The 14,006-nt window shown below is 57.5% G+C and carries 9 protein-coding genes and 1 tRNA gene; 6 read left to right on the forward strand and 4 right to left on the reverse strand.

Annotation, left to right across the window (positions count from 1 at the left end; all coding sequences use genetic code 11):
* Window positions 1–397 precede the first annotated feature (397 nt).
* The 3 genes from J7U37_RS06625 to J7U37_RS06635 all read left to right on the forward strand — a co-directional run bounded on the left by J7U37_RS06625 (window position 398) and on the right by J7U37_RS06635 (window position 3,696).
* Complete coding sequence (locus J7U37_RS06625) at window positions 398–1,675, forward strand: site-specific integrase (protein WP_247635200.1); 1,278 nt, start codon at window positions 398–400, stop codon at window positions 1,673–1,675.
* Window positions 1,676–1,751: 76 nt separating this feature from the next.
* Window positions 1,752–1,845: transfer RNA gene (locus tag J7U37_RS06630), tRNA-Met, on the forward strand.
* A gap of 99 nt (window positions 1,846–1,944) precedes the next feature.
* Entirely contained in the window at window positions 1,945–3,696 is a 1,752-nt protein-coding gene (locus J7U37_RS06635; RefSeq protein ID WP_247635201.1) for a site-specific integrase, read from the forward strand.
* 316 nt (window positions 3,697–4,012) lie between these two features.
* On the opposite strand, the gene J7U37_RS06640 is transcribed toward J7U37_RS06635, so the two are convergent.
* Window positions 4,013–6,298, reverse strand: a complete 2,286-nt coding sequence (locus J7U37_RS06640) for a leucine-rich repeat domain-containing protein (RefSeq protein ID WP_247635202.1) — start codon at window positions 6,296–6,298, stop codon at window positions 4,013–4,015.
* A gap of 588 nt (window positions 6,299–6,886) precedes the next feature.
* Here J7U37_RS06640 and J7U37_RS06645 point away from each other — a divergent pair.
* The 3 genes from J7U37_RS06645 (at window position 6,887) to J7U37_RS06655 (ending at window position 9,539) form a co-directional block, all read left to right on the forward strand.
* A complete protein-coding gene (locus tag J7U37_RS06645) occupies window positions 6,887–7,612 on the forward strand; it encodes a recombinase family protein (protein ID WP_247635203.1) in 726 nt (241 codons plus the stop codon).
* A 36-nt stretch (window positions 7,613–7,648) separates the two neighbouring features.
* Complete coding sequence (locus tag J7U37_RS06650) at window positions 7,649–8,851, forward strand: HNH endonuclease (protein ID WP_247635204.1); 1,203 nt, start codon at window positions 7,649–7,651, stop codon at window positions 8,849–8,851.
* A 187-nt stretch (window positions 8,852–9,038) separates the two neighbouring features.
* Entirely contained in the window at window positions 9,039–9,539 is a 501-nt protein-coding gene (locus J7U37_RS06655; RefSeq protein ID WP_247635205.1) for a DUF488 family protein, read from the forward strand.
* A 54-nt stretch (window positions 9,540–9,593) separates the two neighbouring features.
* Here the strand turns inward: J7U37_RS06655 and J7U37_RS06660 are convergent, their stop codons facing one another.
* The 3 genes from J7U37_RS06660 to J7U37_RS06670 form a co-directional block, all read right to left on the reverse strand.
* Window positions 9,594–10,676, reverse strand: a complete 1,083-nt coding sequence (locus tag J7U37_RS06660; RefSeq protein WP_247635206.1) for a hypothetical protein — start codon at window positions 10,674–10,676, stop codon at window positions 9,594–9,596.
* 359 nt (window positions 10,677–11,035) lie between these two features.
* Window positions 11,036–11,863 carry a hypothetical protein gene (locus J7U37_RS06665; protein WP_247635207.1) on the reverse strand — a complete coding sequence of 276 codons (828 nt, stop codon included), beginning with the start codon at window positions 11,861–11,863 and terminating at the stop codon, window positions 11,036–11,038.
* Between the two features lie 3 nt (window positions 11,864–11,866).
* Window positions 11,867–13,585, reverse strand: coding sequence for an AAA family ATPase (locus J7U37_RS06670; protein WP_247635208.1), 1,719 nt, complete (start codon window positions 13,583–13,585; stop codon window positions 11,867–11,869).
* Between the last annotated feature and the right edge of the window lie 421 nt (window positions 13,586–14,006).

Raw genomic sequence — 14,006 nt, forward strand, 5'->3', positions numbered from 1 at the left:
GTTGTGTATAAGAGACAGCGTCCGGCCCCCGGCAAGGTGTCCCCGTAACCACGCTGAAGTTATCCCTGGCCTACGCAGTCGAACCTGCGACGGTAGCCGTTGACCGTTCACACCAAATCCGCTCGGGTGTTTGCATGACGACTTGGACACTCCACGCCGGCCCGGCTTTCGATGGGCGCCCCGCGATCGCCGCCGCCGCCCACGAGGACGCGCCGCTCGATCTGGAGACGGCCATCTGGTGCCCGGAGATCTGCCTGCCTGACGAGTGGTTCGGGCGCATCCCCGTGTTCACGGTGCCCGCCCTGCGCGGGGCCATCGAACGCGGCGAGCTCCGTCCGGAGCGGCACGGTCGGCTCCTGTTCGTGTCCCGTCGCATCATACGAGAGTGGAGAGAATCATGCCGCGCCGCGCCCTCGGGGCCCGCCTCTGGGAGAAGCCAGCCGAATACGCCGAGGACGGTAGCCTCAGGAAGCGGTCGGTCTGGGTCATCCGGGACGGGAAGCTCTCCGTCAACACCGGCTGCCCAGTCCAGCCTGAGCTTCCTGACCGCGGCCGCGGCGCGGCTGAGCCGGCGCTCGCCGACTACCTGACGCGCAAGCACAACCCGGCGAGGGAGGAGGACCGCGCCCTCGGCGAGATCCTCGTGACGGACGTCCTGACGGTCTACGCCGAGGACAAGGCGCCCCAGCACAAACGCCCTGAGAAGACTGCCGCCCGCCTCATCCAGCTCGGCGCCTGGTGGGAGGGCAAGCGCGTCTCGGAGGTGAATGGCAAGAGCGTCCGGGCCTACGGCACGTGGCGGAAGAAGACAGCATGGAAGAGCGCCCGGCCGGACAGCACCGGCAAGCGCCCGCGCACCGTCACGGACGCCGGGGTGCGCCGTGAGCTGGAGGACCTGCAGGCCGCGCTCAACCACTACCTGCGCGAGGGTCACATGCGGGCGGTGGTGAAGGTGCCGCTGCCCGAGAAAAGCCTGCCGAAGGAGCGGTACCTGGAGCGCGACGAGGCGGCGCGCCTGCTCCGGACCATGCTCCACATGCCGGAGATGCAGATGCGCCACCGCGGCCCCGACACTGGCAAGGTCGTCGCCACGAGCAAGCGTCCGGCGCGCCACCTCGCTCGATTCCTCCTCGTCGGGATCTACACGGGCACCCGCGCGGCGGCGATCTGCGGCGCGGGTTTCGCGCCAGCCGAGGGCCGGGGGTGGGTCGACCTCAAGCGCGGGATCTACCACCGCCGCGGCCTCGGTGTCGCCGAGACGAAGAAGAGGCAACCGCCGGTGCGACTCCCGAAGCGGCTCCTGGCGCACATCCGGCGCTGGGCCCGGACGCCCCGGAAGGACGGGACGATGCCGGAGTTCGTGGTCGAGTTCCGGTCGAAGCCCGTCGGCGAGGTCAACAAGGGCTTTGCGGCGGTCGTCGCCGCGGCCGGCCTCGGGCCCGACGTCACGCCCCACACCCTGCGCCATACGTGCGCGACCTGGATGATGCTGGCCGGCGTCGACCTGTGGCAGGCGGCCGCCTTCCTCGGCATGACGGTCGCCATGCTGGAGAAGGTGTACGGCCATCACCGCCCGGACTTCCAGGAGGAGGCGGCCGGCGCGCTCGACAAGGGCGGGCGCCGCGTGATCGAGACGATCGACGTCGAGGACGCCTTCACCCGCCGGGCAGCCTGACGTTCGCGTCTGTTCTACGGGGACAGGATGGGGACAGAAACGAGGGTGATCGGGGACGATTTGGGGCCATCCGGGAGGGTGGCCCAAGAGCGCGTTCGATGGGGATTTGACGTAGCGCGGACCCGCTCATAACGGTCTGGTTGCAGGTTCGAGTCCTGCCGGGCCCACCACCACTTCCTTAACGTCCTATCTTTATATAGGTCTTTCGGAATGCAGGGTTTTTCCGCTCCGACTGTCACACATTGATGTCACACAAGGACGGGCCTGACATGGCCCGATACCCGAACCTCACCCAACGAGGTCATAGGTACTATCTGCGCGTCCGTGTGCCCGCTGACCTGCGCCCGTTCGATAAAAGAACGCACGTTGCGGTCAGCCTTCGCACGAGTGACTACCGCGAAGCCGTTCGCCGGTACCGGGAGGAGCAAGCTCGCGTTGCGCGTGAGTTTGACGCACTTCGTACGGAATTAGCCGAGCGGAGCGCCACGACGTTAGCGCTCAATGAGGGTCGGCTCGAGGATCTGAGCAACGAACAACTTGAGACGCTTGTCCAAAAGTGGTTTGAGGGCCGCGAGCGCTTTCGTCGGCCCTCTATTCGATTTGGTGAAGAGGCCAACGTTCTTGAGCTTCTCAAACAGGACGCGGCGCAATTAGATGAGCCCGATGCCGCGCGATCCAGTGCGGATGCTCTCTTGATTGCGGCCGGCATGCCTTCAAGACGAAGACGTATCGGTAGAGATTTCCTTACCGTCGATCGCACCGGCAGGCAGTACCATTACCTCATTGAACTTGTGGCCCATGCTCTGAGAGCAGAAAACAAACTGGCGCATAACTTCGCTCTGGGTCGGCCAGTCGCAACCGATACTCTCCTATTTGCGCATGAAAGTACGGTTCAGCCAGCCGTATCTCCGGCGCATCTCTCAGTGAAGGAACTGATCTCACGATATCGCGCCGACCGCGAAATTGCCCACGGACGTGAAAGCACTGACCGCAAATACAGCCACGTTTTTAGGGCTTTGGAGGAGGCGCTTGGGCCAAGCAGGTTGGTTCAAAACATCCGGCGCGAGGACTGCCGCGCTGTTCGTGATTTTCTTGCCCGCGTACCGTCGAACGCGAGCAAACGCTTTCCGAGACTATCGCTCGCTAAGGCAATCGAAGCAGCTGAGATTAACGGCGTTGCACGACTATCCCCTACCACCGTAGCTTCCTACATGAATAATTTATCGGCTCTCCTGAACTGGGCTGTCCAAGAGGAGCTGATTGAGCGTAATCCGGCAAAGGGTCTGGTCGAGAAGGGGCGGGCCCAGGTGAAGCGGCGAGGTTTTACGCCTGCCGAGTTGAAGGTCCTGTTCAAAGCTCTTGCGCCAATGCGGTTCACTCACCCGCAACGGTTTTGGGTTCCAGCCCTTGCCCTTTTCACAGGCGCTCGAGCGGGAGAGTTATGTCAGTTGAGGGTTGCTGACGTAATCAAGGTACAAAGCATTTGGTGCTTGGACCTTTCAGAGTTTGATGCGGAAGGACGCAGAGTTGATGATAAGTCCTTAAAGACTGCTGCGAGCGAGCGCGTGCTGCCCATTCATCACGAGCTTCTCGAAGCGGGTTTCATCGACTACGTTGAACATCAAACCCGCGAGGGTTGTGAGATGATTTTTCCGCAGCTGGCTAGTGGCAGCAAGGGTTCTTACTCACACGAATTTTCTAAGTTCTTCGGGCGCTTTCTCGACCGGGTTGGTCTTGATCAGCCTGCGCTTGTCCTACACAGTTTCCGCCACGGCTTCCGGGATGCGTGTCGAGCAAAGAGCATTCCTGAAGAGACTTCTCGCGCATTGGGAGGATGGGCTTCCACTAATGAGGCCGCCCGCTATGGTGATCGTGGAATGGTGCCAGTGCTCAACCGAGCGGTTAAAAAGCTAAGTTACGGCGACTTTCGTCTTAGAGATTTTGCGAGCAACGTTCTTTCTCCTGATAGCTGTGAAGCCGTAGACAACGATGTTGGAAGACCACGCCGGAAGCGCTTGTAAGCGTCGTGGAAGGGATAGCTCCAGTGCAATGCCAATCCTTACAGGTGGAGATCAACACTGCTTCTGGCGGTCTCGCTGACGGCTTACATGCCTATCAAGTTGGAGCCTATCTTTCTCCGCCAAAGGGGGATTGGCTTTTGCACCCGGGTTCAAAACTACCACACGGTAGGAGCTTCTAGAATGCGATGGTGTGATGACCCGCCTCTACAGAAACGTCCGCTTCGAGCACCTTCAGACCGAACTGGCTGAGATTTACTCCAAGCGGTATCTTTAGGTTCGAGCCGCAGCTGGCGGACCCTTATGGTACACCCATTGCCTATGGGCCTTCCACTTTGAGCTCTTCCAGATGCGACAAGGAAAACACGTCGCTTACGTGCGTGCGCGTCAGATCGAGCTGCTTCAAGCCCGTCAGGGCCGCCAGGGGGGTTACATCGCTCACCTGTGTGCCTGCTAAATTAAGGCTGGCCAAGTTTGTCAGGGACGCCAAGGGCGTCACGTCGCTCACATTTGTGCTCGATAGATTAAGTTTTTTCAAATCTATCATGCCTGCCAGGGGAGACAGGTCGCTCACGTCTGTGCTCGCTAGATCAAGTACTTGCAAATCCATCATGTCTGCCAGGGGCGACAGGTCGCTCACCTTCGTGCCATCGAGATTGATATCTCTCAGCTCTATCATGTCTGCTAAGGGAGACAGGTCGCTCACGTCTGTGCTCTCTAGATCAAGTTTTTTCAACTCCATCATGTCTGCCAGTGGTGATAAGTCGCTCACCTTTGTGGATCCAAGTTGAAGAACTCTCATATCTACCATGCCTGAAAGAGGCGACAAATCTCTTACCTGAGTGCCTTCGATATTAAGTGACATAAGATTGTTCAATTTTGAAAGAACCGAAAGATCTGCCAAATTTGAATTCTCTAAATCAAGATATATTAAATTAGTTAGCTTAGAGATGCTGCTTAGATCAATTATTTTATTCCCCCATGCATTAAGGATTTTAAGCTTCTGAAGTTTTAGAAGGGGAGACAAATCGTCTATTTCTGTGTTCCCCAGACTTAGCTTCTCAAGATTGGTTAGGACAGCAAGTGGTGACAGATCATTCACCTGCGTACCTGTTAGGTCGAGGTCTTCCAAAACCCTCAAGCTCGACAGTGGCTCTGCATCGCTTATGCTTGTGCGCGCTAAGTCAAGGGATCTAAGAGCAGTCATGCCTGACAAGGGTGAGATATCAGTCACACTTGTATTCCATAGGTCAAGGATTTCTATCTTATTCAAAGTCGACAAAGCCGATATATTATTTATCGTCGTATTCCCTAGGTTGAGTTCTGTAAGATTATATAGCTTCGAAAGAGGCGAGGTATCAGATATGCCTGTCTCCCATAAATTGAGTTTTTCTAGGGCATATAAATCGGACAATAATTCGATATTATTTATATTAGATCCTTGAAAAGAAATCTCGCGGATGAACGGACGCCAATCGACTGGAGGGGCAAATCCTTGCAAAATCAAGATCTTAGCTTGCTCCTCAACATCGTCAGGAATAGCTCGAAGCGGCTCTACGAGCTGGTCTGCTGAGATCATCTCTGCCGATTGCCTTCCCCCCTCGACGAGGAAGCGCAAGGCTTGCCGCAAGTCCGGAGGTAAGGTTGCGGAAAATGCTTCAACCTGCGATGCGGCTATGGTTAGCGTTTCGATTGCTCGTTGAACAAGAACTACTTGCGTAGGAGATTGATGCTCAGATATCTGGGCAAGAGACGTTGCAACAACTTCGGCCTCTGCGAGGAGCAAATTTTTCGCATGGCCTATGGCTCGCGTGCCAGCCTTCTGGCCCTGGAAGTCTTCGGCCTCTGCGGTGTCGGCTAGCAATTCCATCTCGGCAGCATCCCGTTCAGAAATTGCCTGCTGTCCATGGGCAATTCGAGTAAATTCCCGGGCTGGTTGAAACAAGTCTGCTCGCACAAGGGCTCTGCCTGCTTCGTCATCTAAAGCTGCGACCGTTGGGAAGCCCCTCATCCAAGGTGCGGCTGTCCGCACAACATCAACCAGCAGACCGTGAATTTCAGGATCAAGTGGATCGTCTGAGTGAGCTGGGTTCTTTTGCAAACGGGTATCAGTTTCGAGAAACCTTCCTAATCTTAGTAACAATGCGTAGGCCTCACCGAGCCGCTCCGGCATTTGTAGTGGGTCGCATTCTAATAGGGCGTGGAATGCCGTGATCGTCCGTGGTAGAGCGTTCCACACGCGAGAATTAGAAAGTCGTTTTGCCGGTTCGATCAACTCTGCGGCAAAATCCCGAATAGCGGCCTGCATTCTCTGCCGTGATGGGTCTGCTGCTGCATGATTGTCCGTCGCACGTACTGTCCGATCCAAGGCAAACTGCTCACCTTGAATGAACCACTCTCCTCCGGCTGGGTCCGGCTGTGCCTGCGCAATAACAGTGGCAAGCTTTTCTGTGCGTGCAGCTATGTATGCATCACGTAATTTCCCACGAGTATACACGTGGTCACTGCCCTCAGGGGTCCGTCCGAATAGCGGCCGTAAAATCGGTTCGATTTCTGTTGGCAGCGACTTACCCTTGCACCAGTTCGAGACGGTGCGCTCCGACACGTACTCGTTGGCCCGGGAACTCTGCACGTTCGATCCGAACTCAGCATAGGTCCAGGGCTCTCCCTCTGCCGACCTAGGGCGCGTTCCACCTTTGAGATGCTCGGTCAGGAGCCGGGCAAAACGGGCTCGCGCTGTCTCAGCCACGGGTTTGCGGGCCATTGCGGTGCATTGCGGCGGAGGTCCTAATCATTGCGGTCAAGATGCGGCCAATAGGGCGACAGTTCAACCCAGGAGAGTTCGCCCATGCTCAATCGCCACCATCTCGCTCATGCTGCCTTGTTCGCCGTGTATGCCCTCACGGCTACCATACTCTTATCAGAAGGTGCGCTTGCCCACGCGGGCTGTGCCCTGACCGTGGCTGTGATCTACGCCAACATGGTCTTCTCGGAGTAGCTGTCGGAATTCCTGTTGCTGGCTGGGTGCGACCTCAATGCGTGCCCAACCAGCCTTTCAAGTGCACTGGCAGAAGTTTCAAGTCAGAAGACGTGCATACGGGCTTGTCGAACTTTGCACCCAGGTGCAAAGTTTCTCACCACCAACATCCCCACAATCCCTCCGCCTAAAAGCAGCACCCCTGGGAGCAGCGCGATGAGCCATGGCCGCTTCGTCTCATACGTCCGGTGCTCGACTGACCGTCAGGGAAAGTCCGGCCTGGGGCTCGATGCACAGCGTGAAGCAATTCGCATCCATCTTGCCGGCCGTACGCCGATCTCGGAGGTGGTTGAGGTCGAGAGCGGTACCCGTTCGGACCGGCCGAAGCTTCAGGAAGCGTTGGGGCTCTGCCGGCTGCATCGTGCGACGCTCGTGATCGCCAAGCTCGATCGCCTCGCCCGTAACGTCCACTTCGTCTCCAGCCTCATGGAAAGCGGCGTGGACTTCGTGGCCGTGGATTTCCCCACTGCGAACCGCCTCACCATCCACATCCTCGCTGCGGTGGCAGAGCACGAGGCCAAGATGATCTCCGACCGGACCAAGGCAGCGCTCGCCCGCAAGAAGGTCTGGTACGAGACCCGCACCGCCGAGGAGCTTGCCGAGCTACAGGCTCAGGGGCGGCCGACACGTCTCGGGGGCAACCGGGGCGGCCTGGAGGGTGTCGGACACCTGGGAAGGGCAGCCAGCGCATCTGTGAGGGGTGCCAAGGCCGACCGGCGGGCTGCGGATCTGGCTCCGATGATCCGGGGGCTCCTAGCCTCTGGAATGTCGAAGCGGGCGGTCGCACGGGAACTGATGCGGCGCGAGATCCCGACCCCGCAGGGCAAGGCAGTGTGGCATGGTCCCCAGATCGCAGCTGTGCTCGACCGAGGAGTGGCCTAAATTGAAGCTCGTACATGATCGCAAGGAAGGGCCATAATGCCGAAATGCATTTTCTGCGACACCACACTGGATCGTAGCACTAAGCCAGAGCACGTTCTTTTAAACGCGCTCGGCGGTCGTAAAACTACTACTCAGGTCATTTGTTCTGAGTGCAATAATCAGTTCGGGAACGGTATCGACAAGGCTCTCTCGGCTCAGGTCGAAGTTATCCGCAACATGCTACAGATGAAATCTGGGACCGGCAAAGCCGCGCCTATGCTGAGGAAAGTTCAGGCCGGCAGCGAAATCGTAAACATGTACGGCGATGGCATGATTGAGCCTGTCGTTAAGCCGTTCTCTTTTGAGAAGAGCCCGGACGGCAGTTTCAACGTCGAGATCAACGTAAGTTCGCTTGAGGAGGTGGACCGACTTATCCCGAACATCGCCGCATCGTTGGGCATGCCAGAGGCGGAGATCCGCAGCCAGCTGTTGAATGCCAAAGGCCGCGCGATCGAGAGACGGCCCGACACCGTACACTTCCCACTCTCCTTTGGCGGCCATGATGCGATCCGATCCGCAACAAAGGCCTGCCTCGTTCTATGGGCGCTCAAAGCAGGGAATGACGAACTCCGCGGGCAGATCTACGACGCGACGCGGACGTTCGTAACCGTAGGTAGTGACGATTTCTTGAAAGCACGTACCTCTCTCGACGACCGCTTGCTCAGTGATGTTGATCAGGTGAAGGAAGCATACGGCCCGCTCTTCAATCTTATTTACGTGCGTAGCAACGAGGTAGGCCGGGTTGTCGGGCACTTCACCTTCTACAACGTGTTGGGATTTCAAATTGTGCTGGCAGAAAGCGGAGGCTTGCCAAACGAAAAAATCGGGCTTGCTTCTAATCCGCTGTCCCCATCGGAGTGGTCCGATGAGGCCGCTGCCCTGTTCGACGTGTCTTTCGATTGGCTGGACTGTCCCGAACGTGACGAGACCTTCAAGGCCCAGCGTGAGCGTGTTTCCGAGGTTATGCGCACGTACGTTGACCGTTCTCAGCCAAAGGAGATCCACCGAATTGTCGATGCCGTATTCGAGAAGCATGGCGTGGGACAAGACGACCCCATTCCGGAGGAGTTGCGGAGCAGGATATTTTCGGAAATCAGCGCACGGGTTGCGGCTCACGCGCTGAGCCTACCGTTCGAAGAGGCGATTACGCAGGAACAATTGCAGTCGGTGTTGGGCAACCGGTTGCCGAAACCAGAATAGTTAGGGCTGCGATGCGGAGGTAGTACGAGAATTGACCCTTCTGATAGATGCCTTTTTACGTATCGCGCGAAGTCTGTAAGCTGTTGATGCGTCTGAGCTAATTTTTTCCGGACCCCTCTCCTGCGCACGCGCGCGTACGCGTACGCGTACGCAAGAGAATTAATGGGGGTGACGGCCAAAGGGATAGATGAAAGTCTTCTCGCAAGCACTTTGCCAAGAAGAAGAAATGATCAAGACTTCGAGTTGGTTCGATCGTATGCCGCCCGGCTACGTGAGGATCGGGATCTCGGTTGGAACACCTCGTGGCCAGCATGCGGCCCCGAAAATCATGGCCCTGGCTCCGGGGAGATCGTGGTTCCGCACGGCGGGGACGGAGGAGTATCGGGCGCGATACGCCGCTCAACTCTCCGCTCTCGACCCTGCTGAGATCGTCGCCGAGATCGACGCGAAGGCGCAGGGCCAGACCCCTGTCCTTTGTTGTTTCGAAAAGCTGACAGATCCCAGCGCATGGTGCCATCGGGGCTACGTCTCGGCGTGGTTCTGCCTCCACCTCGGCCTCGTGGTGCCCGAGCTTACCGACCCATCTGGTGCTTACGGCGGTGATCATCCGCTGCTGCCGAAAGAGTACCGTCGCCAATCTGTCTGTAAGCAGCCCGCGCACGCTGAGCTGTCGCTGTTCTCACAATAGGGGATTGCACCCAGGTGCAAAGAACCCGACGCGGCCTTCTTTTCCGCTGCGCGCCTATTGTCTTGGCAGTGCTCGCAGCGATGTGAGCGCAGAGCCGTAGTAAGGGGCGAGAATGTATTCTGTTCGACGCGCGCGGAGCGTTGCTCGTCCCTGTCGCAAGACACCAGACTGGATGAGGGTGTCCGCGATTTGTTGGATACGCTCATCGCTCGTGCGGCTCAGACCGTTATGCACGATCAACAGCGACAGGACGCGGTTCATTAGTCTCAGATCGTTGCCACAAGCCTGGGAGATGACATTCAGCAGGGTGACAAGGGCTGGAAGCCGAGGTGACGCCGAGCCTCGGCTGGTCACATAGGCTCTGAGGAAGTGGGTAATGCGGGCTGCCGCATTGCCTCTAACACCTACCAGCACGTCCTCTATGAAGGCCTGGGACCCAGAGTAGTGCCCTTTTGTAAGACGGCACGCTTTGAGGGGTGCGCCCGTATATCGGACCTCGACGCGGAGGCGGTCATGAGCTTTGGCATAAATTGAGAGATCGACCTTAGCCGCACCGAGACCGATCTTCATGGCAGGCATGTTGCCAGTCCGGCTCATTCCGTGGGTGGGCAGCACCCCATGGTTCTCCACTGCAAAGAGATCGGCCATACTTCGACCGTGCTCCGCGATATCTGCGACGCGTAGAGGTGCTCCGGCTTCCTTGAACTCGACGTAGACTTCCGCCTGCTGCATCGTCCACCGATCGAATGGGGGCATCCGCAGAAGCGGATCTTGCGATTGGCCGGCTTCGAGGTCGTGCACTGTACCGACCGTCTCTGCCACGACATCGAGCACGGCAGCAGCGTAGGTCTGCGTCAGACGTGCCCAATCCGTTCGGATCGCCATCGAGGCTAGGTGGTCGGGCACGAAGTTGTCGTTGCCATCAAGCGTGAGAGCACGGTTCAGGTTCAGTCCGATCGGACGCATGAGGTCGATGCGGTTCACCTCAGGCGATGCAGCTAGGTCTCGTATATGCCCAACCGAGGCAAACAGGCGCGTCGTGTTGAGTTCGAGAGTTCCCGCCCCCGACCACATCCCATCCCGCAGACTGATCGTGATCTGGAGGTTGAACAGCCAACGCTTGGCGGGGAACGTCACACGCAGGCTGCCCTTAGGCAGTTGTTCGACGTCGAAGAAAGCACCGTACTCGTCGTACTCACGGCTTCGTCGATGGAGATATGCCTTCAGGTGCTCGTGCTCGCAAGCACAAGATACGTTCAGGCCGGGCAGACCGAATTTGAGACGATCGATCCACCCGTGCTGAGGCTGAACCCCAGCCTTGCACCCAGTTGCAAAATCATAAAGCCATGTTCGTTTTCGGATGCGCGGTGCTGGGGGCTGTCTCACAGATATGAGGTATGGCCATTTTCGTGTTCCTGGGAAGGTCTATAGAGGGGGGCGGCGTTTTGCTCATACAGCCCTCGATAGCTCGAAACTGCCTCTCAGCGAGGACGCTTTCAAGCCATGGGTGGCAACACGGTACCAATTGCCTCCTGCCGTAGGTGTTCAATCGCAGCTGCGTCAGAGGCGATCCCACGCAGCAATGCTGCATCCCAACTGTTCTCCCCTTTTGAGAGCCGAGCGAGGATGAGTTCGATGTTGACTTGGTGCGTCACGCTTGCGCTCGTTAGTGTCTCATCTCTCATTTTCAGCTGACCCGGAAGTGACGACCAGTGATTAGCCATCGAAAGGTCAAACTGGATACCAAGCACATTTTCTAGATGGAAGCTGACAATCTCGCTGTTCGGCGCCTGTAACTCTGGCAAAGGACGGGGCCTGAAAGTCGCCGCCTTGTATGGTGGTATGATTTCGACAAGCCAGATCGGCTGTGCTGCCCACGGATCAAAGTACGGATGGATGAAGCGGCGTGGATTACCGCCGTGGATTGTTTTGCCTTTAACACCCGAATTACAGTGCTGACAGGCAGGCACGAGATTAGCTCGCATGATCGCGAATTCAGGGTAAGCGTTGCGAGGCAGATAGTGGTCGAGGTTGCCTGTTACCGGCGAGCCGCAGACCGGGCACGATTTCAGTCCTTCCTTACGACGCATACGGCGGAGCTCTCCCGACCCGCCCCGGCTATCAAAAAGCGAATACTGACGGCTGCCTACACCCGCCCCGAAGTTGTGCGGAGATACGGCGAACGGGCTTCCACCGCCTGCCTGATAGGTCCGGTATGCAGCAATCCAGTCGGCTACGTGCGGCGCCCAGAAGGCATCCTCGGCGAGTTCGTTAACGACAGCCTCATCGCCTGCAGCTGTTACGGGAAGAGGAAGATGTTGCATGGATCAGATCGCTTCGGGCTGCTCCGGCTCAGGCGAAGCAGGCAGGGGTTCTGCAAGCCGACGCGCGATAAAGGAGAGGCTCTCCGAATTTAGCTCGGCTCCGTACTGCGCAATAACACCCTCGATGCCCATGTCGCGCCCGATCTGATCGGCCCAATCGGTCAAGGTCTTTTGATAGCGGTGCGAGATACTGGTATCGCCGAAGACAAATTGCGAAATGCTGTCAATGGTGGCGCCGAATGTTTGCATGCGGGGCGTGTCTATGCTGATCGTGCGGTCTTTGAGGGTGAGGACATTAACACGCTCTCGTGGTGTCTCTCTCACGACGTATGCTGAGTGAGTTGCAATTATGGCGATTGATCGGGTGGACTGCAGCAGATTATCGAGGATTTCCATCAAGTCCGAAACAAAATTTGGGTGAAGGTGCGTTTCTGGCTCGTCGAGCAAAAGGAGACTGCCTTGCTCGATGGCGGCGGATGCCTGCGCCGCAAAGCGTAACATGGCATACTCGCCGCTGCTGAGGCTGCGCACCTCCATATGAGCATCCAAAACAATAGCTGGCCGGGACCAGTCGATCTGCTGGATTAGCCGGATCGAATTGAATTCATTTAGGCTCCGCCAGATAGGAAAGTATCTTTGCCCGTCAGGTTCGATGACGTATGGCAGTGCAATTCCTTCTTGACGAGCTCTCAAGGGTAGGTGGAGACGCCGCCATAAGCCGAGTGGCTCAAGCGCACCCTGGATCACATCCATGCGAGTGTTAAAGCCGTGCTCGCCAAATCCAATCCGTTCCTCCGTTTTTCTGCAGGCGACTAGCGCAGCAAGCAGCGGGTCAGCATGATCCTCACGAGAGGCGTTCACGGCGAAGTACTCGTAGTCGATGCCGTGCCATGCGCCGATCGAACGCGGGAAAGGATCAGTAGGAACCGAAGAGAAAACAATTACGCGCGAGGGTTGGAAGGAGGGTTGGAAGTGTGGCCGTAAGTAGCCTTCCTGATGTTTCGAATGGAGGCCATCGACGATTGATTTTAACAGCTGCGTCTTGCCGACGCCGTTACGTCCGATGAGGACGGCGGCGCGGTCATGGAAAATGCCGTCGCGGTTGAAGCGGAAGGTCAGCGTGTAGGGGTTGTCGGCACTCGGCAGATTGGCAGAAAACGCAAAGTCGATAGCTGCGTCCTCAACAACCTTGGGAAGGTTCTGCCGAAAATATCGGCTACCGCGCCTCAGGGCATCGTACGCGCTGTCACTACGCAGGGCGCCAATGTGGAAGTCTTCGTCGTCAATTAGGGCTAGCAGCTGCTCATTGGTACGTTCGGTACGAGCGACCGTCGCATCGTGCATTTTTCGAAGTGCGCTGACGCCGACATTAAAGCCAAGCGCTTCAATTACTTGCCGATAGTAGTCGCCCTTTGTGAGAAGCGCCACGAACGGGGTGGTGATTTGCTCAATTGGGAACACGTCACCGAACTTCTGTAGCAACTCGTTAAAAACCGGCTCACTCCATGGCCGTCCCTGGAACATCATTCGCAAGTGAAGCTTGAGCGGATCACCCTCAGTTGGGTGGATGTGCAGCTTCGCGAAGAAATTCCGCCCGTAATCATTCCAGTTGTCGCTATCTGGAAAAATTGCGACGAAAGGCGCAGCGCGCTCGCCAAGGTGCTGAAGCGACTTGGCAATCACAACGTCAACATGCACGTCAGCTGGAATGGCCTCGGGCATCTTAAACCCTATTTTTGATCGTAGCGCTCATATCAGCCTGGAGCATATATGCTCTTTTCGCTGTGACACATAAGTGATACACATGAACACGGCGAATGAAATCTAAGCGATTGAAAAGAATGAGGTTTTGTTTTCTGGATAGCTATCCTGCCGGGCCCACCACCGACGGCCTTTCCGGTCCATCCTGGGCCGATGCGAGAACAGGTCTGGTCGAATACGCGGCCTGAGGCTGCCCCGATTCCCCCTTGTTGGACACCTTTGGACCCCATCGCCCGGCGCGTCGTGCCGGATGGGGCTGTCCCGGGCATGAGCGGGCAGGCGCCACGGAAGAGGATGTCCGCCGGAGCGAAGTCGATACCGAGTAGGTTGCCTCGGCGACAATGTCCTTATTCGGACCCTTGCCGACGCGACAATAACGTTA

This window comes from Methylobacterium sp. 37f (assembly GCF_023093475.1).
GTDB lineage: Bacteria > Pseudomonadota > Alphaproteobacteria > Rhizobiales > Beijerinckiaceae > Methylobacterium.

Coding starts and splice junctions, on each gene's coding strand:
- J7U37_RS06625 (WP_247635200.1), top strand. CDS start 398: ATGCCGCGCCGCGCCCTCGGGGCCCGCCTCTGGGAGAAGCCAGCCGAA.
- J7U37_RS06635 (WP_247635201.1), top strand. CDS start 1,945: ATGGCCCGATACCCGAACCTCACCCAACGAGGTCATAGGTACTATCTG.
- J7U37_RS06645 (WP_247635203.1), top strand. CDS start 6,887: ATGAGCCATGGCCGCTTCGTCTCATACGTCCGGTGCTCGACTGACCGT.
- J7U37_RS06650 (WP_247635204.1), top strand. CDS start 7,649: ATGCCGAAATGCATTTTCTGCGACACCACACTGGATCGTAGCACTAAG.
- J7U37_RS06655 (WP_247635205.1), top strand. CDS start 9,039: ATGAAAGTCTTCTCGCAAGCACTTTGCCAAGAAGAAGAAATGATCAAG.
- J7U37_RS06665 (WP_247635207.1), bottom strand. CDS start 11,863: ATGCAACATCTTCCTCTTCCCGTAACAGCTGCAGGCGATGAGGCTGTC.
- J7U37_RS06670 (WP_247635208.1), bottom strand. CDS start 13,585: ATGCCCGAGGCCATTCCAGCTGACGTGCATGTTGACGTTGTGATTGCC.